We start from the raw sequence: 20,527 nt of genomic DNA on the forward strand, positions 1-20,527 counted from the left end.
AAGCCCGCCGTACAGTCGACCGGAAGCCACGGGAGGCGTTCCCACCTGCACGGGCGAACCTGCCCGGCGCCGGTTCTGTTCGACATGACCGGCCTGCATAGCCTGTCGGCGCGGCAAGGGAGTCGTGAGGTATTAGGGAGTTACCTGATGGATGTTTCGAAGATCGAGTTCGGTATCGACAGCTTCGGTGACCGGCCCCGCAACGAGCGGGGGGAGATCGTCTCGCACGCGCAGGCGATCCGCGCCGCGGTGACCGAGGCGGTCCTGGCCGATCGGATCGGCATAGATGTGATCACGCTGGGTGAGCACCACCGGCCGGAGTACGCGATCTCCAGCCCGGAGACGGTGCTGGCCGGTATCGCGACCGTCACCGAGCGCATCCGGCTCGCCTCGGGGGTGACGGTGCTGTCCTCGGACGACCCGGTGCGGGTCTTCCAACGGTTCGCCACCGTGGACGCGCTCTCCAGCGGTCGGGCGGAGGTGATCCTCGGCCGGGGTTCGTTCACCGAGTCGTTCCCGCTGTTCGGGTACGACTTGAAGGATTACGAGGTGCTGTTCGAGGAGAAGATCGACCTGTTCCACCGGCTCCTGGACGAGACGCCGGTTACCTGGGAGGGCACCACCCGTGCCGCCCTGCGCGATGCGGACGTGTACCCGAAGACCGAATCGGGTCGTCTGAATACCTGGGTCGGGGTCGGCGGGACACCTGAGTCGGTGCTGCGCACCGCTCGCTACGGATTCCGGCTCATGCTTGCTGTCATCGGCGGCTCTCCGGGGCGTTTCGCCCCCTATGTGGACCTGTACCGGCGGGCGAGTCAGGAGTTCGGCACGGCAGCGCAGCCGGTCGGGATGCATTCGCCCGGCTTCGTCGCCGCGACCGACGAGGAGGCGAAGGAGCTGTTCTATCCCGGGTACCGGGACATCCACGACCGCATCGGTGCATTGCGCGGCTGGCCACCGCTGACCCGGGAACAATTCGACGCCGAGGTGGACCGCGGGTCGCTGTATGTCGGTTCGGTGGAGACGGTCTCGACCAAGATCGCCCAGGCGATCCGGGCGTTGGATGTCGGCCGGTTCGACATGATCTACTCCGCCGCCGGTACCGTTTCCGCCGCTGCCCGGCTACGTTCGGTCGAGCTGTACGGCACCGCGGTCATCCCCCGGGTCCGCGAGATTCTGGCCGGACAGCCCACGGCCACGGTGGCGCCGACCCGGTGACCGTTGGCAATACGATGACTCGGCACCCTTCGCATCCTTGTCCGAGCCGCAACTGCCTCCTATGAAAGGACACTCAGATGGCCGAGAAATTGATCGACAACACCGGTGCGTCTGTGACGGTCGAGCTCGATACCGCCGATCCGATCAGCTCCTACATCGTGAAGCTCGACGCAGGATCACCCGCCGGCAGGGCCGATTTCCTCGACTCCGCCGGAGCAGATGCCGAGCGGATCTTCTTCCACACCGAAGTCGACGAGGAGTTCGGTGGACGAGGTCTGGCCGGGCTGCTGGTGCGGGCGGCGCTGGCAGACAGTATTCGCGACAACGTCACCGTCGTGCCGGTGTGCCCGCTGTTCGCTCGCCATCTGCGGATGCACGGCGATGAATTCGTCGCGGCCGGTGGCGTTTTCCGGCGGCCGACCCCCACGGATATCGCACTGGTGACGCGCGCTACCGGAAACGGGGCCTGAGATCCGCTCGTTTACGCACGCCGTGCTGCGGTGCGGCGCCGGTAAATGCCAGGAAGCCACACCACGACCTCGGCGCTGACGCTACAGCGCAGAATGTTGCACATCGGCACGGAGGAGCACGAATGCGCTCGGTTGTTCCCGACTACCTGAGAGAGGCACTCTCAGATGTTGAGCCGGACACCTCAGGAGAGCCGGCGGGCTACATCCCCGAACTCGCCGCAGCAGACCCAGACCGTCTCGGCGCAGTCTTTGCCACCACCGACGGCGAGGTCTACGGTGCCGGCGATATCGATACCGAATTCACGATCCAGTCGATCTCCAAGCCGTTCACGTACGCGCTGGCACTGGCCGATCGAGGTTTCGGCCCGGTGCTCGCCAAAGTCGGTGTCGAGCCGTCGGGAGAGGCGTTCAACCAGATCTCCCTCGAAAGCGATACCGGTCGCCCCTACAATCCGATGATCAACGCCGGTGCGATCACCGTCCATGCGCTGGCCGGCCCGCCGGAACTGACTCCGGTGGAGCGGGTGGAGCGGGTGGTCGAGGGCCTTTCGGCGTTTGCCGGTCGCCGGCTGACAATGGACGAGGCGGTGTGCGCGTCGGAGTTGGAGCACGCGCACCGCAATCTCGCCATCGCGCATATGCTCCGCAGCCACGACATTCTCACCGAGGACCCGAGGTCCGTCGTCGACGGCTACACCCGCCAGTGTTCCGTGCTCGTCACCACGCGAGACCTGGCCGTGATGGCCGCAACGCTGGCCAACCGCGGGATCAATCCGCTCTCCGGTGAGCGAGTGATACCCGAGCCGGTGGTGCGTCAGGTGCTGAGCGTCATGTCCACCTGTGGAATGTACGACGCGGCCGGTGACTGGGCGACCCAGGTCGGTATTCCGGCGAAAAGCGGTGTGGCCGGGGGCCTGATCGGCGCGCTCCCCGGCCAGATCGGCATCGCCACGTTCTCACCGCGACTCGACCGTCACGGCAACAGTGTTCGCGGGGTATCGCTGTTCGAACGATTCTCCGCAGATATGGGTTTGCATGTGATGGAGGTTCCGGCCGCTGCGCGCGGAGTTGTGCGATCCAACCACGTCGTCGGCCGCGGACCGGGCGCCATCCGGGTCCTCCAACTGCAGGGCGGGATCGGCTTCGCCGCGGCCGAGAGAGTAGTTCGGGAGGCGGTGGAGACCCGGCCTGCAGAAGTGGCGGTGGCTGTGGACCTCACGATGGTCTATTCGATAGACGATGTGGGCCGGCGGATGCTGCTGGAGGTCGTGCGCCGGCTCACGCTGGATGGTCACGAGGTCTACCTCATCGACCCGGAGACGGTTGTCCCCGATCCCGATCCCGGCGACGGTGGGCGGGTCACCGTCGTCGGCACCATCGAACAAGCCCTGAATTCGAGCACCCGGCAGGTGCGGGACAGTCGTCCGTAGCGCCGCGATAGATGTACCGGAGCGGACGGCAGGTGTGCACTGTCGCCGCGGAATGGAGAAACGATGCGTCCGTCCTTGGACAAGGTGATGCCCGAGGCATGGCAGGCTGCGGAAGCGTTCTCGTCGGCGATTCGCAAGGCGGCATTGCTGCGCGGGCTCTCGGTCCAGGAATCCGAGTTCATCAAGCTGCGTGCCTCGCAGATCAACGCGTGCGCGTTCTGCGTGGATCTGCATTCGCGCGAGGCGAGGCAGGCCGGGATAGCGCAGCAGAAGCTCGACTTGCTGCCGGCCTGGCGCGAGACCGGCGTGTTCGATGAACGGCAGCGCGCGGTGCTCGCGATCGCCGAAGCCGCCACCGTGCTCCCCACCACCGAAGAATCGGAGGCCGATCTCGCGGGCGCCCGATCGGTTCTCGGTGAGGAGGTATTCGTTGCGGCCGAGTGGGTGGCGGTCGCGATCAATGCGTTCAACCGGGTCTCGATCCTCAGCCGGCATACAGTGCGTCCCCGCGACAACGAAGGGAAGATCATCAGATGACCAACCTCGACACGCGCCCCGAGCTGGAGGTCCTGGATCCCGGTCGGCCGTGCACGGCGACAGAGATCCTGGAGCCACGCCTCGTACCCCTCGGCGGCGTGCGGGAGATGACCGTGTACCGGACCCTCCCACAGCGGCAGCGGTCACTGGTGGGGGCGTGGTGCTTTCTGGATCACTACGGTCCCGACGATATCTCGCTGACCGGTGGTATGCAGATGCCGCGGCATCCGCACACCGGGCTGGCGACGGTGTCCTGGCTGTTCACCGGACGCATCGAGCACCTCGACTCCGGCGGTAACGCGGCCTCGGTCGTGCCGGGGGAGCTCAACCTGATGATTGCGGGCCGTGGTATCACCCATCAGGAGATCAGTGACCCCGGGACGAGCACCCTGCACGGCGTGCAGCTCTGGTACGCGCTGCCCGACGGGACGCGTTTCAGCGAGAACGCGTTCGCCCACTACGTGCCCGAGCCGGTAGCACTGCCCGGCGTGACGGCCCGCGTGTTCATCGGAGAACTCCTCGGATCGGCCTCCCCGGTGGACACCCGGACACCCGACCTGCTCGGTGCCGAACTGATACTGGAGCCCGGCGCCTCGGCGCGCCTCACCGTGCGGGCCGACTTCGAGCACGCCGTCCTCGCCGAGAGTGCCGAGGTCACGGTGAACTCGGCTGCCGTCGGCCATCGATCGCTCGCCTACATACCGCCTGGGTCGGATACGGTGGTCATCACCGCAGGCACTACCGAAGCCCGTGTCATCCTGCTGGGTGGTGTCCCGCTGCGGGAGCAGATCGTGATGTGGTGGAACTTCATCGGCCGCGATCACGACGAAATCGCCGAGTACCGGCGCCGCTACCAGGCCGAGCTCGGCTTCGAACCCGCCGACCCGCGGGATGCCGGCAAACCTGCCCTGTTCGGCGAGTTCCCGCTTGACCAGCCGCCGCCACTTCCGGCGCCACCGCTGCCGAATTCCAGACTCCTCCCACGCGAATAGGGCACGCGAATAGGGCACGCGAGCAGGGCCTTCCGCCTGGCCATTCCACGGCAGGCTTGCAGGAGTCGCGCCAGGAAATCGGCGCGGGCCTGTTGTGCGGTCATCGACGGTGCCGGAGCCGGACTTGCCGGCAATCGTGACGTCGAGTGCCGGGTCCGTGACCGCCCGCCGCTAACTTTCGCCGACGATCTTGATCGCCCACTCCGGGCAGGCGTCCTTGGCGGTCTGCACCGCCTCGGTGAGGTCCTCGGGGATCTCGGTATCGACGGCCTCGGCGTATCCGTAATCGTTGAGTGTGAAGACTTCCGCGCACAGGGTGGTGCAGATCCCGTGGCCCTTGCAGGAGTCGGCGTCGACGATGACCTTCATGGATCTAACCTTCCGTACGGTCGAATTCGAGGTGCAGGGTGGTGATTCCGCGCAGGATGAAGGTCGGCAGGTAGGTGTATTCGCGGGCGCCCGCCGGGCCGTGCACGCCTTCGTCGATCCGGATATCGGTGGTGCGTTCGAGCAGTCGTTTGATCGCGACCTTCGCCTCGGCCCGAGCCAGGGGGGCGCCGGGGCAGGTGTGGATACCGCGGCCGAACGCGATATGAGAGCGGGCGTTGGAGCGCTGCGGGTCGAAGGTGGTGGGGTCGTCGAACCGGCGGGGGTCGCGGTTGGCGCCGCCGTTGGCCAGCATCAGCACCGTTCCGGCCGCAATATCCACGCCGCCCACGGTGGTGTTCGTCTTCGCCATCCGGAAATCGCCCTTCACCGGGCTTTCCATCCGCAGCATTTCCTCGATGAAATTGCCGATACGCTCATGGTCTTCACGCAGCCAGCGCTGTAATTCCGGATCCTCGGCGAGCATCTTCAACGATGAGGACAGCAGCCGTACGGTGGTTTCCTGGCCCGCCGAGAACAGGTTGGCGGCGACGCGCACCACGTCCAGTACCTCGGGCCGGCTGCCGTCCGGGAAGGTGGCTTCGGCGAGGCTGGTGAGCACATCGTTGCGCGGGTCGGCGCGGCGGTCCTCGATATAGGCCGAGAACTTCCCGTACAGGAATTCGATCGGGTTGTGCGACATCCCGCCTTCGCCTTCGGTGCTGCCGACCGTTTGCTTGCGGTGCGGATCGCGCTGGAGGGCGTTGAGGAACTCTTCCTGATCCTCCTGGGGGACACCGAGCAGGTCGGCGATGATGTAGAGGGTGAACGGACCCGCGAAATCGCGGATCATATCGCCCTTCCCGGCGGCCAGGTACTCGTCGAGCACCTTATCGGCCATATCCCACATCGCCTCCTCGTTCTCCTTGAGGCGTTTGGGGGTGATCAGGCGCATGAGCAGGCCGCGGTGCGCGGTATGGGTGGGCGGGTCCAGGGTGGGGAGTTGGTCGCTGAGTGGCAGGGAATCACGGTGTTCGGCTATCAGTGCGTCCACATCGGAGTTCTCGTCGATGGGGGCCGGGAAGCCGGGGAACGGGCCGGTGACCGAAATGCAGGAGGAATAGTGTTCGGCATCGTTGAGTACTTCCAGTGCCTCGTTGTAGCCCGTCACCATCATGACGTTGTGGTGCTTCTCCCGGGTTACCGGGCACTGCTCGCGCAGAGCGTCGAAATACGGGTACGGATCGGCGATCAGCTCCTGCCCGAGGAAGAAGTCCAGATCCTGGAAGTTTTTCACGTGACGGTTCCCTTCGCTCCGCCGGCTCCCACCGCCACGAGCAGCTCCGCCGGTTGACTTCCGCATTTGAGAATATAACTCTCATCTGTGAGTATGAGATTTCCACACGGCGTGCCGTGCGTCAACCGGAGGACGGGACACCATGACCCTCGATCTCACCGCTGACCAGCGACTCTTTCAGCAGACTGCCCGGGAATTCCTGGCGGAGACCGTTCCGGTGGCGACAGTACGCGCTCTCGGCGAAGCCGGAACCGGATTCGACCGCGCGTGGTGGCGCTCCGCTACCGAACTCGGCTGGACCGCCATGCTGGTCGCCGAGGAATACGGGGGCGGGTCCCTCTCCGGTCGCCCGCTCACCGAATTATCGCTGGTCGCCACTGAACTGGGTCGCGCATGCGCGCCGGGACCGTTCGTCTCCACCAATGCAGTGCTGGCGGGGCTGGCGAGCGCCGGGGCCGGATTCGATGACACGATCGCCGGGGTCGCGGCGGGGGAGCAGGTCATCGCGTGGGCGGTCTACGAACCGGGCCGCGGTATGGAGGTGATGTACGCGCCGGGCGGCGACCTGGGTGCGCAGGTTCACGCGACTCCCGACGGCGCCGGCTACCGCCTGAACGGGGTCAAGGACCGAGTCGAATCCGGTGATCAGGCCGATCTCTTCCTCGTCACCGCACAAGGCCCCGACGGCCCGGTGCAGCTACTCGTCCCGGCCGATTCCCCCGGCGTGACAGTCACTCCCACCTGGACCTTGGACCTGGTCCGGCGCACCGCCCGTATCGACTTCGCGGAGGTTCCGGTGGCGCCCACCGCGGTAACGCATACCGGCCCGGCCGCTACCGCCGCGGTACGCGCTCAATTGCACGCCGCCGCAGTGCTCACCGCTGCCGAAATCGTAGGCGCCACCGAGGTGGCCCTCGAGTCCACCCTGGCCTGGTTGAACGACCGCTTCACCTTCGGCCGCCCGCTCGCCTCGTATCAGGCGCTCAAACATCGCATGGCCGATAACAAGACCTGGCTGGAGGCGTGCCGGGCCACCGCGAACGCCGCGGCCGCGGCCTGCGACGACGATCCGGATACCGCCGGCGAAGCCGTGAGTGTCGCCAAATCGTATGTGGGCGCGAAGGCGTCGGTGATCGGGCAGGACTGCGTCCAGCTGCACGGCGGGATCGGGGTCACCTGGGAACACGACCTGCATCTGTACCTGCGGCGGATCGGATTGGGCCGGGCCTTGTACGGCACGCCCGAGGAACATCGCCGCCGGATCACCGACCTTCTCGTCACCGCGTAGCGCGACGCACCTCCTGGAAGGCACACCACCATGACAACCGAAATGGAACCCGTCGCCGAATTCCGTGAACGCGCCCGGAACTGGTTGCGCGACAACCTCCCCCCGGCACCGGCGGACCAGGGCCCACCCGAGAGCAAAGAGGAATGGGACCGGATCCGTGAATTGCAGCGCCTGCTGTACGACGGCGGCTTCGCCGGTATCTGCTTCCCGGAGGAATACGGCGGTCTCGGTCTCACACCGGCCCATCAGCAGGCGTTCACCACAGAGTCCTACCCCTATGAGATGCCGGTCAGCCTGAACGTCCCGACCCTGTCCATCTGCGCGGCGACCCTACTCGACCTCGGCACCGCGGAACAGAAACGCGAGCATCTGCCCGCGGTACTGCGCGGCGACGAACTGCTGGTGCAACTGCTGTCCGAACCTCGCGGCGGCTCCGATCTGGCGGGGCTCACCACCCGCGCCGACCGGGACGGCGACCGGTGGATCCTCAACGGGTCCAAGATCTGGAGTTCCGGCGCCTACGCCGCCGACTACGGCCTGTGCCTGGCCCGCACCAACTGGGATGTGCCCAAACATCGCGGACTCACCATGTTCCTGGTGCCGATCGGGGCGCCGGGGGTCACCGTGCAGCGGATCAAACAGGTCACCGGGTCCACCGAGTTCTGCCAGGAATTCTTCGACGATGTCACGCTCGGCGACGACGCGCTGGTCGGTCAGGTCGACAACGGCTGGGAGGCGGCGTCGCGGCTGCTCCATCACGAGCGCGCCGCGATCGGCGGGACCTCGCCCTATATGAGTGGCGCCCGCCCGCACCTAGGCGGCGAGGACTCCCCGATCCTCGGGATAGCCCGGCAGCTCGGCCGGCTCGACGATGTCCGGGTCCGCGAGGATATCGGCGAAGCCCGCGCGATGCTGGTGGTGCGCGACCAGCTGATCGACCACATCACCCGCAGTATCGTGGCCGGTGAACTACCACCGGCGGCCGGGTCGATCACCCGGTTGTTCAGCGCCGAGAATTCTTGGCTGCAAACCGATATGGCAGTGAAGGTCGCGGGCGCGGATGCCGCGACCCACGCGCCCGGTGACCCACTCGATACCGCCAGGATCGGCACCGACTACCTGTTCCGCGCCGCCTGGAGTCTGGCCGGCGGGAGTACCGAGATGGCCCGCAACGTGATCGGCGAACGTGTCCTGGGTATGCCCCGCGAGTACGCCGCCGACCGCGACGTGCCGTTCAACGAGGTGAAACAGGGCCGCTAGGCGGATCCCGCAGATTCGGAGGCAGTGATGCGGTTCATCTTCCACTACCCGGAAACCGGTGGCGCGGAGGGCGATGTCCTCGATGCCGGTCCCCTGGGCGAGGTCGCGGTAGCGGCCGAACGGGCCGGCTTCGGAGGGTTCTCGTTGAGCGAGCATCCCGCACCCGGCGCGCGCTGGCTGGGTGCGGGCGGGCACCAGACGCTGGACCCGTTCGTATCGCTGGGCTACGCGGCCGCGCTGACCGAACGGATCAGGTTGATCACCTACCTGTCCGTGGCGCCCTACCGCAATCCCATGCTGCTTGCGAAAGCGGCCGCGACCTTGGACAAATTGTCGGGTGGCCGGGCGATCCTGGGGATCGGCACCGGTTATCTGAAGGGGGAATTCCATGCCGTCGGGGTCGATTTCGACGAGCGCAACCAATTGTTCGACGAAGCGCTCGACGTGCTGCCGCTGCATTGGAAGGGGGAGCCGTTCAGCTACACGGGCACACATTTCAGCGCCCGTGATGTGCAGGCCCGCCCGGCCCCGGTGCAGCAGCCGATCCCGATCTGGATCGGCGGTAATTCGGCGTTGAGCCGCCGGCGGGTCGCACGGGCGGCGCACGGGTGGATTCCGATGTCCGGCGGTGCCGAACTCAGCGGTACCGCCCGGACCCCCGAACTCGGCGGGATCGAGGAACTGTCCCGCAAGATCGCCGGAATACGCGAATCCGCCGCAAGTTCGGGACGCGCCGAACATATCGACCTCGTGTACTCCTACAGCCATCCCGGCCTCACCGGCCCCGGCGCCGACCCGGGGCCACATCGGGAGGCGTTCCGCGAACTGGCCCGTGCCGGAGTGGACTGGATCGTGGTCTCCACCCGGGCCGGTGTGCACGAAACCCTCGACCCGGCAGTCACCTTCGACTTCCTGGCCGAGTTCGGCGCGACCTACATCGACGGATAAGGACGATCGGATGGGCTGGTTCGAGGAACGTGCCGATCTCGCGGGCACAGTGGCCGTGGTGACCGGTGGTGCGGGTGGATTGGGTGGTGCGATCGTTTCGGACCTGGCGGACAACGGCGTGCGCGTCGCAGTCCTCGATATCGATCCGGCAGCCGCCGGGGAATTGCGGTCCGCCCTCGCCGATCGCGGCCACGAGGTGCTGATAGAGCACGGCGACGTGCGTGACCCGGCCGAACTCGCCGCCCTGTTCGAGGCCGCCCGGACCCGGTGGGGGCGGCTCGACACCCTGGTGAACGTGGTGGGCGGTACCTTCCGTGCCCCGTTCACCGAAACCCGGCCCAAGGGCTGGGACGCGCTGCTGCGCACCAACCTGACCCATGTGCTGCACGCCTGCCATCAGGCGGTCCCGTTGATGCGGGCCGGTGGCCGCGGCGGCAGCATCATCAATATCACCACCATCGAAGCGCACCGCGCCGCACCGGGTTTCGCGGTGTATGCGGCGGCGAAGGCCGCAGTGGAGCAGTTCGCGCGCACGCTCGCGATCGAGGTGGCGCCGGACGGGATCCGGGTCAACAACATCGCACCGGATTTCGTCCCCACGCCGAATCTGGACCGTATCGGCACCGGTGACAGCGCGATGATGGACCCGGAGGGAGTGAAGGTCGCCATCCCCATGGGCCGGGCCGGGCGCCTCACCGATATCTCCCACTGCGCGGTTTTCCTGGCCTCCCAGCTCTCCGCGTACCTCACCGGCACCACCCTGCATCCGGACGGCGGTACCTCGGCTTCCGCCGGTTGGTTCAACTGGCCCACCGAGGGCTGGGCCAACCACGCCCCGCTGCGGGTGCTCCGGGAAAGCGGGACCTTCGGCGCCGACGGGGGCGGCCGCGTCTGAGGACCGATAAGCATGCGTCGATATCTGTACAGTTCTGTACGGATATCGACTAGAGTTGTCTCATGACGACAATCAGGGCCGAGGAAACGCGGTTGCCGCGCCGCGCGCGAGAGGCCGTGGAACGGCGGGAAAGCGTCGTGGTCGTCAGTCACGGGCGGCCCACCTACGTCATTGTGCACCCCGACGAGTTCCCCGAGCCGCGGCGCAGGCGGGGCCGTCGGCTCGGCGAGGCGCTGCGGTTGCTCGGGTCGGGCGCGACTCCGGATCCGGGGTTCGGTGACGATATGGAAGCAGTGCGGGCCGCGGTCGGGTCGATGCCGGACGATCCATGGGCACGCTGATCGATACTTCGGTCTTCATCGATCTCGAGCGCGCGTTCACTCGGTCCGGTGCCGCGACGCTGGATGAGCTGGCGGATCGACTGGCGCAGCAGATCGGCGTGGATGAAGAAGTAGCCATGGCGGCTGTCACCGCGTCGGAACTGCTGCACGGCGTCCACCGGGCAAGTCCGCAGCAGCGTCCGCGCCGTGAGGCATTTGTCGAGATGGTGATCGCGGCGTTCCCGCCGCAGCCGTTCGATTTGCTCGCTGCCCGAGTGCACGCCGGGATCTGGGCCGACCTTACAAATAGGGGGCAGGAGATCGGGGCACACGATGTTCAGATCGCTGCCACGGCGCTCAGTATCGGATGGCAGGTGGCCACCGCGAACGTCCGGCACTTCGAACGGATTCCGGGTTTGGGGATCCGGGCGGTGCGATTGCGGGACTGACGACGGCTCGACGGCTGATCGGACTGGATGCCCCCCAGGTCGGGCGTGCCGGTCAGTCCGCCGCTGAATCGTTCTCGTCGAGGCTTCGGGGCAGGTCTGCCAGGGTGTGCAGGGCACTCAGGAATACCCGGCGTTCGGCCGGCGAGAGGTGTTGCAGGACCAGCTGTTCCTCGCGGGACTGGATCTCGGCTTGTGCCTGCGCGACGATCCGGTGCCCCTCGTCGGTGAGTTCCAGCAGCCGGGCCCGCCGGTCGGCCGGGTCGGGGGATCGGTGCAGGAGGCCGCGGTCCTGGAGGTCGTCGAGGACCGCGATGATGCGGGTCTTGTCCGCGCCGATCTCCTGGGCGAGTACGCCCTGGCCCCGGGCGGGGCCGCGGCTCAGTGCGACCAGAACGCTGTAGGCCCACATGGTCAATCCGTATGTCTCGAGGACCGGGCGTTCCATGGCGATGAGTGTGCGGGTCAGTGGCGCGAGCATTGCCGCCAGGTCCGGACGGTCCGTTGATCCCATGAATCGAATTTACCGGCCGGCGTCCGGTCGTGGCGGCCGCCGGTCGGGGAGGTGCGGGCTACAGTCCGTCAAAATAGTAAGCGTGGACATATGATAAGCGGGCACCTATTATTTCGGTATGACTGTAGAAGACCTTCGCGAGCCCGACCGGACCGCCGTGCTCGCCACCGTGAAAACAGCCGAACTCGTCACCCCCGACCTGCTCGACCGCCCGACCCCCTGCGCCGCCTGGACCGTCGGAGACCTCCTGGCCCATATGGCCGCCCAGCATCGCGGCTTCGCCGCCGCGGCGCGCGGTGCGGGCGACGATCTCGCACTGTGGCAGCCGCGCCCGCCCGGACCGCATACGAGTGCGGAGTACGCCGAATCCGCCGACGAGGTCCTGGCCGCTTTCGCGCCGGGCGATGTGCCGGAGCGGCTGTTCGCCATGCCGGAATTCGGCCCCGGTGTCACCGTGCCCGGATATCAGGCCATCGGATTCCACCTGGTCGACTATGTGGTTCACGGCTGGGATCTCGCGCGGGCGGTCGGGCAGGACTACGAACTGGCTCCGGCCTGCGTCGAACCGGTGTGGCAGATCGTCGGGCAGATCCCCGACGGACCGGAGCGCGACAGCCCGGAATCGCCGTTCGCGCACGCGCTCCCGGATACCGGCACCGGTTCGGCACTCCACCGTATTCTGCGGATGCTCGGCCGGTCCCCGAACTGGCCCGAATCGCACTGAGCCGGTTCCTGTGCCGAAGTCGTTGTGCCGGTCCGCGGTGGGCCCGATGACCGAGATCACCCCGGGCGGACTTGAGCATGCCGCGACGTCAGGGTTTGTACTCGGTGGGTGAATACCCATCGACCAGCCGGACACCCGATGACCTCCGCGTCGGAGCTGATCGCCGTCGAGGAGTTCTTCGGTCCACCGGCCCGCAGCCGCGCCCGGCTGTCCCCGAACGGCAGTACGGTCGCCTACCTTGCCCCGTGGCGCGGCCGGCTCAATGTGTTCCTCCGCGACGTGGATTCGGACTGGACCACCCCCGATGACGCACCCGGCGCCGATATCCCGGGCGCCCTGCGCATCACCTCCGGCACACAACGCAACATCGACACCTTCTTCTGGTCCGTCGACGGCCGCTACCTGCTGTTCCAGCAGGACACCGACGGCGACGAGAACTGGCATCTGTACCGCGCGGACCCGGACCGGCCCGGCGAACCTGCGGTCGACCTGACTCCCTTCGAGGGGGTGCGGCTACTCGGCACGCAGCTTCCACCGGACCGGCCGGGGACGGTATTCGTCCAGCTCAACACGCGGCGCCCCGACCTGGCCGACCTGTTCGAGCTCGAACTGGCGACCGGCCGACTGTCCCCGATCGCGGAGAACCCCGGCGACGTCGTGCAGTGGCTGCACGCACCCGGTCGTGTGCTGGCCTTCACGATGGCGGAAGGGGGTGACCATATTTTGTCGGAATGGACGAACGCTGACCGCCTGAGCCCGATCGCCCGTTTCCCGGGCGCCGACATCCTCTTCGCGGTCCTCCCAGCGGCTCTGACCCCGGACGGGAGCGGGCTCTGGATCGGTTCGTCACGCGGATCGGACCGCACCCGCCTGGTCCGGCTCGACCTGGCCACCGGCGAGCAGACAGGGGTGGACAGCCACCCCGTATTCGACCTGGACACCCCACGCCCCGAAGCCGACCCCCGCTTCCCGTCCGCGCTGATCCTGCACCCCGGTACCGGCGAATTGCTCGGTGCCCGCTACCTCGGTGCCCGCCAGGAGATCCACGCGCTCGATCCGCATTTCGCCGCGGTACTGCCCCGGCTGGCCGAACTGTCCGACGGCGACCTGGCCCACGTGTCCTGCGATTCCACCGCGCAGCGCTGGGTCGCCGACTTCACCCACGACCGCGACCCCGGAGTCACCTGGTTCTACGACCACGCCACCGGCCGGGCGCGCCGCCTGTTCCGGCCCTTCCCGCACCTGGACCCCGGTCGGCTGGCCCCGGTCACCCCGATCACCCTCACCGCCCGCGACGGGCTGACCCTGCCCTGCCACCTCACCCTGCCCACCGGGATCGAACCCCGGCGGTTGCCCACCGTGCTGCTGGTACACGGCGGCCCCTGGTACCGCGACAGCTGGGGTTACGACCCCGAAGTGCAATTGCTGGCCAACCGCGGCTACGCCGTGCTCCAGGTCGACGTCCGTGGCTCGACCGGCTACGGCAAGGCCCATACCCGGGCCGCGATCGGCGAGTTCGCCGGACATATGCACGACGATCTCATCGACGCCCTCGACCAGGTGATCGACCAGGGCTACACCGACCCGGACCGCGTCGCGATCTACGGCTGCTCCTACGGCGGCTACGCGGCCCTCGTCGGCGCAGCCTTCACCCCCGAACGGTTCGCCGCAGCCGTCAGCTACACCGGCATGTCCGACCTCGTCGACCTCGTCGAATCGGTCGTCCCTTTCGCCCGGCGCTCGGTCGAGAACAGCTACCTGCGCTACATCGGTGACCCTGCCAATCCTCGCGACAGAGCCGATATGCTCGCCCGCTCACCCATCACGCGGGCCGGCGACATCACCGCACCGGTGCTGCTCATCCACGGCGCCAACGACGTTCGCGTTCACCGGCGCCACTCCGACCGCATCGCCGACGCGCTCCGCTCCCGCGGCGCCGAAGTCGAATACCTGCTCAACGAGGCCGAGGGCCACTGGTTCCTCAACCCGGACAGCAATATCGAGCTGTACCGCACGCTCGAACGGTTCCTGGCCCGGCATCTGGGCGGACGAGTGGCGACGGCTTCCTGACCCGCCGCCGCCGAGTTCGGCCTGATTGCCGCGGTGAACCATCGGTTACGCCGGCAAACGATGCCGCCCTGCGCGACCGGAGTTGACCAATATTCGAATTCGGTCATATAGTCTGGTCATGTCGCCCGATGCCCGCGCCCGCACTCCGGAAGCCCGCCATCGCCGGTCCGAACATCTCCTGGACGTCGCTGCGGAGTTGCTGCTCAGGCTCGGCTACCGGCATGTGACCGTCGATGACATCGCCGGACGGGCGAGGGTCGGTAAGGGCACCGTCTACCTGCACTACAAGTCCAAGGACGAGCTGTTGCTCGCCGTGTTGCAGCGCGAGGTCGTGCGCTCGATCGACCAGCTCGTGACGATGCTTCGCGAGGATGCGATGACGACTGCGCTACATCGGCTGACCGAGGTGCATTTCCTCGGCGTGATGCGGCGGCCGTTGTTGCGGGCGCTGTACACCGGCGACCTCGACGTGCTCGGCAACCTCGCCGTCGAGCTCCATCGGAATCAGGGCGGCGGCCATCATCGCGCATTCGACGATTACTTGCATCTGCTGGCCGCTCACGGGCTGTTGCGCGATGATCTGCCGGTCGACGAGATCTCCTACGGATATCACGCGATCCTGCACGGCTACCTGAGTGAAGACTCCTATGACCGCGGCGTGCCCGATATTTCGCTCGAGCGCAAGGCGCAATTGCTGGCTGCGACCGTGCACCGAACCTTCGAGGTCCCGCAGGCGCGGCCGGAGGCCCTTCGGGAGATCAGTGAGCGCGCGATCCGAATGTTTACCGAGACGGCCGACCTCGGGCGCGCGCAGCTGCGCCCGGCAACGAATTGAAGGAGCCATCGTGCACATCGGAACCTTGATCCATGAGCAGGGCACCACCGTGAACGATCTGGTGCAACGCGCTCACCACGCGGCCGATACGGGGATGCGCAGCGTCTGGTTGGGCCAGAACACCGGCTGGGATGCCCTCACCGCAGCCGCCCTGATCGGCCGGGAAGTCACGACGATCGAGGTGGGAACGGCGGTTGTTCCCACCTATCCGCGACACCCCCTGATGTTGGCCGGCCAGGCGTTGACGGTGCAGTCCGCCACCGGCTCCCGGCTGACTCTCGGAATCGGCGTCAGTCATCCGCACATCATCGAGGGGCAATTCGGGTATTCGTTCGCGCGTCCCGCACAGCATCTGCGGGAGTATCTGCAGGTGTTGATGCCATTGCTGCGCGGCGAGAGCGTAGCTTTCACCGGTGATCGCCTGCGAGCCGCGGGCCGGATCGATGTCGCGCAGCTACCGCCGCCCTCGGTGCTGATCGGTGCGCTGGGGCCTGCCATGCTGCGGGTCGCGGGGGAACTGGCCGATGGCACGGTGACCACGTGGATCGGCCCCTCGGCCTTGGATCGTCACATCGTTCCGGTTCTCACCCGGGCCGCAGCAGCCGCCGGACGGACGGCCCCCAGAGTGGTGGTATGCCTGTTCGTCGGCCTGACCGACAACGTGGACGACATCAGAACCACGCTCGCCCATCGCTACGGCGCGGCAAGTGAGATCGCCAGCTATCGCGCCGCGATGGAACACGAGGGTGTCAGCGGACCGGAACACACCGCGATCCTCGGCGACGAGAACACCGTTGAACGCCAGATCCGAAGCCTTTTCGATGCGGGAGCGACAGAACTGGTGGCCATGCCCGTCGGCAGCGAAGCAGAGCAGGCGCGTACGGCGGATCTGCTGGGTGCCCTGACGAATCGACGTCGGCCGGACGGCCGCTGATCGGTGGCCGGACATACGGTAGCCGGCGCCGGCCGGCCATTCGGCACAACGGTGCGCAGAAACTACCGAGGTCGTCGATACACGCCTCAGTCGCGTACCCGAGTGGCCGTCGTGGAATCCGTGGCGGTGCTGTCCGCGTCCAACCCGGCGAGCAGACGCAGCCCATCGTCGGCGGCACTGCCGGAGGCGGCCGAGAGCACCAGCAACTCCAGACCCGATTCGTCCGGTAGGGCGAAGTTCTCCTGGTGCAGTTCCAGGAGACCGACCAGTGGGTGCCGGTACGCCTTTCGCCCGTGGGTGCGGGCGCGTACATCCGCGCGGGCCCAGAGGCGGCGGAATCGCTCGCTGCCCATCGCGAGTTCACCGATGAGCGAGACCAAGCCGGGGTCCTCGGGGTACTTACCCGCGGCGAAGCGCAGATGCCCGACCGCGTCCAGGGTGCAGGTCTCCCAGTCCGCATACAGGCCGCGATCGGCCTCCTCCAGGAAGATGTGCCGGGCCGTGTTGAGGCCGGGTATCGGCCGGCCGTAGAGGAGCCCGGCGAGGCGATTACCGGCGAGTACGTCCAGGCGGTGGTTCATGATCAGCGCGGGAGCGTCGGCGACCAGGTCCAGCACCCGCAGCAGCTCCGGCCGGACCTGCCCGCCCGGTGTCTTCGCGCGGCGGCGGCGCTGCCGCGCGAGGCGGTAGAGGTGCCCGCGTTCGGTGTCGTCGAGGCCGAGAACGCGGGAGAGCGCATCGAGGACCTGTTCGGAGGGCTGGGTGGCGCGCCCCTGCTCCAGGCGCACGTAATAGTCGACGCTCACTCCGGACAGGTGCGCCACTTCTTCACGGCGCAGCCCGTCGACCCGGCGCGGCCTGTCGGTGGGGATGCCGACGGCCGCCGGATCGACCCGGGAACGCCGGGTCCGCAGGAAGCCCGCGAGATCGTCCATATCCCCAGTATGGCCGCGCCGGGGCCGGCGAAGGTGGTCCTGCCGATACCAGGAAGCCCGGTCCGGTGGAAGAAACGGCCCTGAACGCCGGGCGCCGCAGCGTCCAGGATCGAAGACATCCGATCCGAAGGAGTTCCGATGAAGGCACTGATCGTCTACGCCCACCCCGAACCGGGATCGCTCAACGGCGCACTGAAAGACCTCGCCGTGACCACGCTGGAGAATGCGGGGCACGAGGTGCGGGTGAGTGATCTGTATGCGATGAACTGGAAGGCGGTCGTCGACGCCGCCGACTACGGCCCCGCCGCATCGACCCCGTTGCGGGTCGTGCGCGATTCGGGCCGGGCCTTCGATGCCGGAGACCTCACCCCGGATGTCCGCGCCGAACAGGAGAAACTCCGGTGGTCCGAGATGATCATCTTCCAGTTCCCGCTGTGGTGGTACTCCATGCCGGCGATTCTCAAGGGCTGGGTGGACCGCGTATTCACCCAGCACTTCGCGTACGGCGTCGGCGAGCACAGCGATACCAAGTACGGCGAGCGCTACGGCGAAGGAACCCTCGCGGGCCGGAAGGCACTGCTGTCGGTGACCATCGGCGGTCAGGAATCGCACTACTCCGCCCGCGGGGTCAACGGCCCGGTCGAGGATCTGCTGTTCCCGATCCACCACGGCATCCTCTATTACCCGGGCATCGAGGTGCTGCCGCCGTTCGTCTCGTACGGCGCCGACCGGCTGACCGCGGCAGCCTATCCGGATATCGCCAAGGCATGGGAGCGGCGCCTGCTCACCCTGGATTCGACCGAACCGATCGCCTTCCGGCCGCAGAACTCCGGTGACTACGACGTACCCTCGCTGCAGCTCAAAGAGGGACTCGAACCCGCGGGCCGCACCGGCTTCGGATTACATATGCGCGGCTGACCCTCGGTGCTGACCTTCGCGGCACGTGCTGAGCTGATTCCCGGGCCTGCAGATGGGAGCTACCGGCCCTGGAATTCAGGGACTGTGGATTTAAGGGTACCTCTCTGCTCACCGAGGCTTGACACAGAGAGGAGCCTTTAGCGAGATAGTCCCCGCGGCAGCACCGGGTCGTCGGCGATCCGGCCGGGCGTGCTCATCGCTGCTTCTTCTTGGATGTGTCGATCATCCGATCATCCTGCCGGTGCCCTGGGTCACATGTCCTGACATGCACTCGCCCTGACACACTGTTCTCGGTTCGGTGTATCGAACTCGCTGATAGTGGATGGCAACAGCGGTAGCGGTCGCCGTTCGCTATCAGCGCGTGTCGGCGACAGCGGCTCATTCTTCTCTGTCAGGTCGAGTGCAGGATGCTTGGCCGGGATGCGGTATTTGTCTGTGCTGGTTAGACTTTGGGCCCCCGGGCGCTGCGGCCGGTGTTGTCTACGATTAGGGGATCGGTGTGGGCCAAGACTGGGATCTGTTTGTGAGGGTCGAGGCTCTCGACGGTGACGAGATCGGTGAGACAGCAGCGTCGGCTCAGCGGCTACGTAATGAATTGCTGCGTCTGGATATAGACGCCGCCGATCCTGTAGCGGATTCCGTGGTCCCAGAGGGGGCGAAAGGTCTGTCGGCGGTGTCGGTCACTATCGGAGTGCGACTTGGGGCGATGGCGTTGGGCAGCCTGTTCGCGAAACTCCGGGACTGGGTCGGCCGCAGTGGGCAAACCGTCGAAGTGAGTATCGGTGGTGATTTGATCAAGATCCCCGCCAAATTCCCAGAGCAGCAAGAGCAAGCGATCGCTGCTTGGCTGGCGCGACATGCGACCAGCGACTGACTCACGTTTGGGCTTGTAGGACGGGTGGACCAAATGATGCGGATAATCGGCGGGGTAGGACACCTGCATGGTCGGGTGGCTCGTGGCTGATACGCGTGCGGCCCTGATCATCGCCAGTGCCACCTACACCGATCCCGCGCTGACCAAGCTCCGAGCGCCGGTCCGTGATGCTGTCGCGATGGCCGAGGTGTTGGCCGATCCTCGGGTCGGGGGGTTCGAAGTGACACAGGTGATAAATCGACCCGAACGCGAAATCCGTCGTGCCTTGGCAACATTCCTGTCCAATCGTTCAGTCGATGACGTTGTACTGGTGTATCTGTCGTGTCACGGTGTGCTCGATCAGTGGGGTCAGCTGTATTTCGCCGCATTCGACACCGTCAAAGACGAATTGGCTTCGACTGCAGTGGAATCGCGTTGGCTGCGGGAACGAATGGAGCAAACGCGGGCCCGGCGCCAAGTGCTGATTCTGGACTGCTGCAACAGCGGCGCGTTCGCCAACACCAAGGGCGATACCGACCTCGACCTCGGGCATCGCTTCGCTACCTCAGGGCGCGGCCGTATCTTGCTCACCGCCTCCCGCGACAGCGAATACTCCTACGAAGGCCGTCCCCTGACCCGTCGCCCGAGACCGGCCGGCTCGATCTTCACCACCGGCCTGGTCGAAGGCTTACGTACCGGTGATGCCGATCGCGACCGTGATGGGCTGATCACCGTCGAGGATGCCTACATCTATGCCGCCACCTACGTTCGAATCCATGGCGGCGCCCAAAACCCCCAGCAATGGACCTATGGCACCGAGGACGCTATCTACCTTGCACGCAACCCTAACAACCGCCCACCAGCCGCACCCGACAAACCCTCATCGCCTGCGAACAACGCGCATGTCACCGACGACACCGCATCTAACCAGCAGATCACTGCTGATAGCCCACCAATACCCACGTCATCCAGTTCCAAGATGGTCGGCAGACGCAAACTACTGATCGGCGCCACAGCGGCGACTGTCGGGACGGTTGGCCTGTCTGCCGCTGCAATCATCAGTCCCCTCGTCTGGGACCGGGATCGGAATTTCACCCCCCTGACGTCTATCGGTGAACCTCTCATCGGCCACACCGGCGGCGTCCTCTCGGTGGCGTTCAGTCCTGACGGCCAGACCCTGGCCACCGGCAGCACCGACCGCATCGTCCGACTGTGGAGTGTCGCCAACCGGCAGCAGATCGGTGAACCTCTCACCGGCCACACCAGCAGCATCTTCT

22 protein-coding genes are annotated in these 20,527 nt (G+C 66.7%); 18 read left to right on the plus strand and 4 right to left on the minus strand.

The genetic code is table 11. The features are described 5' to 3' along the window. The first annotated feature begins 147 nt into the window (after positions 1-147). From NS6_RS27590 to NS6_RS27610, 5 genes are all read left to right on the plus strand, one after another. Complete coding sequence (locus NS6_RS27590; protein ID WP_068047617.1) at positions 148-1,218, plus strand: LLM class flavin-dependent oxidoreductase; 1,071 nt, start codon at positions 148-150, stop codon at positions 1,216-1,218. Positions 1,219-1,295: 77 nt separating this feature from the next. Continuing rightward, the gene (locus NS6_RS27595; RefSeq protein ID WP_068047620.1) at positions 1,296-1,688 is read left to right on the plus strand and encodes a GNAT family N-acetyltransferase; all 393 of its coding nucleotides are present in this window, start codon (positions 1,296-1,298) and stop codon (positions 1,686-1,688) included. A 122-nt stretch (positions 1,689-1,810) separates the two neighbouring features. Continuing rightward, complete coding sequence (locus NS6_RS27600; RefSeq protein WP_068047623.1) at positions 1,811-3,118, plus strand: glutaminase; 1,308 nt, start codon at positions 1,811-1,813, stop codon at positions 3,116-3,118. A gap of 63 nt (positions 3,119-3,181) precedes the next feature. After that, the gene (locus tag NS6_RS27605; protein WP_068047626.1) at positions 3,182-3,655 is read left to right on the plus strand and encodes a carboxymuconolactone decarboxylase family protein; all 474 of its coding nucleotides are present in this window, start codon (positions 3,182-3,184) and stop codon (positions 3,653-3,655) included. After that, positions 3,652-4,647: a pirin family protein gene (locus NS6_RS27610; RefSeq protein WP_068047629.1), complete on the plus strand. Its 996-nt coding sequence runs from the start codon at positions 3,652-3,654 to the stop codon at positions 4,645-4,647. The genes NS6_RS27605 and NS6_RS27610 overlap by 4 nt, the downstream gene beginning before the upstream one ends. 171 nt (positions 4,648-4,818) lie before the next feature. Here NS6_RS27610 and NS6_RS27615 read toward each other — a convergent pair whose 3' ends face one another. Both NS6_RS27615 and NS6_RS27620 read right to left on the minus strand, forming a co-directional pair. Beyond that, positions 4,819-5,016 (minus strand): ferredoxin, encoded by a 198-nt coding sequence (locus NS6_RS27615; RefSeq protein WP_068047632.1) that lies wholly within the window; start codon positions 5,014-5,016, stop codon positions 4,819-4,821. Between the two features lie 4 nt (positions 5,017-5,020). Beyond that, entirely contained in the window at positions 5,021-6,310 is a 1,290-nt protein-coding gene (locus NS6_RS27620) for a cytochrome P450 (RefSeq protein ID WP_068047635.1), read from the minus strand. 142 nt (positions 6,311-6,452) lie between these two features. Between NS6_RS27620 and NS6_RS27625 the strand changes: the two genes are divergently transcribed. The 6 genes from NS6_RS27625 to NS6_RS27650 all read left to right on the plus strand — a co-directional run bounded on the left by NS6_RS27625 (position 6,453) and on the right by NS6_RS27650 (position 11,470). After that, a complete protein-coding gene (locus NS6_RS27625) occupies positions 6,453-7,598 on the plus strand; it encodes an acyl-CoA dehydrogenase family protein (RefSeq protein WP_068047638.1) in 1,146 nt (381 codons plus the stop codon). A gap of 30 nt (positions 7,599-7,628) precedes the next feature. Then, positions 7,629-8,858: an acyl-CoA dehydrogenase family protein gene (locus NS6_RS27630; protein ID WP_068047641.1), complete on the plus strand. Its 1,230-nt coding sequence runs from the start codon at positions 7,629-7,631 to the stop codon at positions 8,856-8,858. A gap of 27 nt (positions 8,859-8,885) precedes the next feature. After that, positions 8,886-9,806 (plus strand): LLM class F420-dependent oxidoreductase, encoded by a 921-nt coding sequence (locus NS6_RS27635; protein ID WP_068047644.1) that lies wholly within the window; start codon positions 8,886-8,888, stop codon positions 9,804-9,806. Between the two features lie 10 nt (positions 9,807-9,816). Next, complete coding sequence (locus NS6_RS27640; protein ID WP_068047646.1) at positions 9,817-10,701, plus strand: SDR family NAD(P)-dependent oxidoreductase; 885 nt, start codon at positions 9,817-9,819, stop codon at positions 10,699-10,701. A gap of 62 nt (positions 10,702-10,763) precedes the next feature. After that, positions 10,764-11,042, plus strand: a complete 279-nt coding sequence (locus tag NS6_RS27645; RefSeq protein ID WP_068047650.1) for a hypothetical protein — start codon at positions 10,764-10,766, stop codon at positions 11,040-11,042. Beyond that, positions 11,030-11,470: a type II toxin-antitoxin system VapC family toxin gene (locus NS6_RS27650; RefSeq protein WP_068047653.1), complete on the plus strand. Its 441-nt coding sequence runs from the start codon at positions 11,030-11,032 to the stop codon at positions 11,468-11,470. The genes NS6_RS27645 and NS6_RS27650 overlap by 13 nt, the downstream gene beginning before the upstream one ends. Positions 11,471-11,522: 52 nt before the next feature. On the opposite strand, the gene NS6_RS27655 is transcribed toward NS6_RS27650, so the two are convergent. Continuing rightward, positions 11,523-11,981, minus strand: coding sequence for a MarR family winged helix-turn-helix transcriptional regulator (locus NS6_RS27655; RefSeq protein ID WP_068047656.1), 459 nt, complete (start codon positions 11,979-11,981; stop codon positions 11,523-11,525). Between the two features lie 118 nt (positions 11,982-12,099). On the opposite strand from NS6_RS27655, the gene NS6_RS27660 reads away from it, so the two are divergent. The 4 genes from NS6_RS27660 to NS6_RS27675 all read left to right on the plus strand — a co-directional run bounded on the left by NS6_RS27660 (position 12,100) and on the right by NS6_RS27675 (position 16,544). Next, entirely contained in the window at positions 12,100-12,705 is a 606-nt protein-coding gene (locus tag NS6_RS27660) for a TIGR03086 family metal-binding protein (protein ID WP_068047659.1), read from the plus strand. Between the two features lie 138 nt (positions 12,706-12,843). Then, positions 12,844-14,775: a S9 family peptidase gene (locus NS6_RS27665; RefSeq protein ID WP_068047662.1), complete on the plus strand. Its 1,932-nt coding sequence runs from the start codon at positions 12,844-12,846 to the stop codon at positions 14,773-14,775. 118 nt (positions 14,776-14,893) lie between these two features. Then, entirely contained in the window at positions 14,894-15,610 is a 717-nt protein-coding gene (locus NS6_RS27670; RefSeq protein WP_068047665.1) for a TetR/AcrR family transcriptional regulator, read from the plus strand. A gap of 10 nt (positions 15,611-15,620) precedes the next feature. Continuing rightward, positions 15,621-16,544, plus strand: a complete 924-nt coding sequence (locus NS6_RS27675) for a TIGR03564 family F420-dependent LLM class oxidoreductase (protein WP_068047668.1) — start codon at positions 15,621-15,623, stop codon at positions 16,542-16,544. Between the two features lie 86 nt (positions 16,545-16,630). Here NS6_RS27675 and NS6_RS27680 read toward each other — a convergent pair whose 3' ends face one another. Then, complete coding sequence (locus NS6_RS27680; protein WP_068047671.1) at positions 16,631-17,479, minus strand: helix-turn-helix transcriptional regulator; 849 nt, start codon at positions 17,477-17,479, stop codon at positions 16,631-16,633. 138 nt (positions 17,480-17,617) lie between these two features. Between NS6_RS27680 and NS6_RS27685 the strand changes: the two genes are divergently transcribed. From NS6_RS27685 to NS6_RS27695, 3 genes are all read left to right on the plus strand, one after another. After that, positions 17,618-18,397: an NAD(P)H-dependent oxidoreductase gene (locus NS6_RS27685; RefSeq protein WP_068047674.1), complete on the plus strand. Its 780-nt coding sequence runs from the start codon at positions 17,618-17,620 to the stop codon at positions 18,395-18,397. 523 nt (positions 18,398-18,920) lie between these two features. Continuing rightward, positions 18,921-19,271 (plus strand): hypothetical protein, encoded by a 351-nt coding sequence (locus NS6_RS27690; RefSeq protein WP_157112974.1) that lies wholly within the window; start codon positions 18,921-18,923, stop codon positions 19,269-19,271. Between the two features lie 67 nt (positions 19,272-19,338). Beyond that, the coding region (locus NS6_RS27695) for a caspase family protein (RefSeq protein ID WP_245669529.1) at positions 19,339-20,527 on the plus strand (1,189 nt) is incomplete at its 3' end.

This window comes from Nocardia speluncae NBRC 108251, from assembly GCF_001613245.1.
Lineage (GTDB): Bacteria > Actinomycetota > Actinomycetes > Mycobacteriales > Mycobacteriaceae > Nocardia > Nocardia speluncae.

Coding starts and splice junctions, on each gene's coding strand:
- NS6_RS27650 (WP_068047653.1), top strand. CDS start 11,030: ATGGGCACGCTGATCGATACTTCGGTCTTCATCGATCTCGAGCGCGCG.
- NS6_RS27665 (WP_068047662.1), top strand. CDS start 12,844: ATGACCTCCGCGTCGGAGCTGATCGCCGTCGAGGAGTTCTTCGGTCCA.
- NS6_RS27630 (WP_068047641.1), top strand. CDS start 7,629: ATGACAACCGAAATGGAACCCGTCGCCGAATTCCGTGAACGCGCCCGG.
- NS6_RS27595 (WP_068047620.1), top strand. CDS start 1,296: ATGGCCGAGAAATTGATCGACAACACCGGTGCGTCTGTGACGGTCGAG.
- NS6_RS27610 (WP_068047629.1), top strand. CDS start 3,652: ATGACCAACCTCGACACGCGCCCCGAGCTGGAGGTCCTGGATCCCGGT.
- NS6_RS27685 (WP_068047674.1), top strand. CDS start 17,618: ATGAAGGCACTGATCGTCTACGCCCACCCCGAACCGGGATCGCTCAAC.
- NS6_RS27600 (WP_068047623.1), top strand. CDS start 1,811: ATGCGCTCGGTTGTTCCCGACTACCTGAGAGAGGCACTCTCAGATGTT.
- NS6_RS27680 (WP_068047671.1), bottom strand. CDS start 17,479: ATGGACGATCTCGCGGGCTTCCTGCGGACCCGGCGTTCCCGGGTCGAT.
- NS6_RS27640 (WP_068047646.1), top strand. CDS start 9,817: ATGGGCTGGTTCGAGGAACGTGCCGATCTCGCGGGCACAGTGGCCGTG.
- NS6_RS27655 (WP_068047656.1), bottom strand. CDS start 11,981: ATGGGATCAACGGACCGTCCGGACCTGGCGGCAATGCTCGCGCCACTG.
- NS6_RS27590 (WP_068047617.1), top strand. CDS start 148: ATGGATGTTTCGAAGATCGAGTTCGGTATCGACAGCTTCGGTGACCGG.
- NS6_RS27645 (WP_068047650.1), top strand. CDS start 10,764: ATGACGACAATCAGGGCCGAGGAAACGCGGTTGCCGCGCCGCGCGCGA.
- NS6_RS27635 (WP_068047644.1), top strand. CDS start 8,886: ATGCGGTTCATCTTCCACTACCCGGAAACCGGTGGCGCGGAGGGCGAT.
- NS6_RS27625 (WP_068047638.1), top strand. CDS start 6,453: ATGACCCTCGATCTCACCGCTGACCAGCGACTCTTTCAGCAGACTGCC.
- NS6_RS27670 (WP_068047665.1), top strand. CDS start 14,894: ATGTCGCCCGATGCCCGCGCCCGCACTCCGGAAGCCCGCCATCGCCGG.
- NS6_RS27605 (WP_068047626.1), top strand. CDS start 3,182: ATGCGTCCGTCCTTGGACAAGGTGATGCCCGAGGCATGGCAGGCTGCG.
- NS6_RS27660 (WP_068047659.1), top strand. CDS start 12,100: ATGACTGTAGAAGACCTTCGCGAGCCCGACCGGACCGCCGTGCTCGCC.
- NS6_RS27615 (WP_068047632.1), bottom strand. CDS start 5,016: ATGAAGGTCATCGTCGACGCCGACTCCTGCAAGGGCCACGGGATCTGC.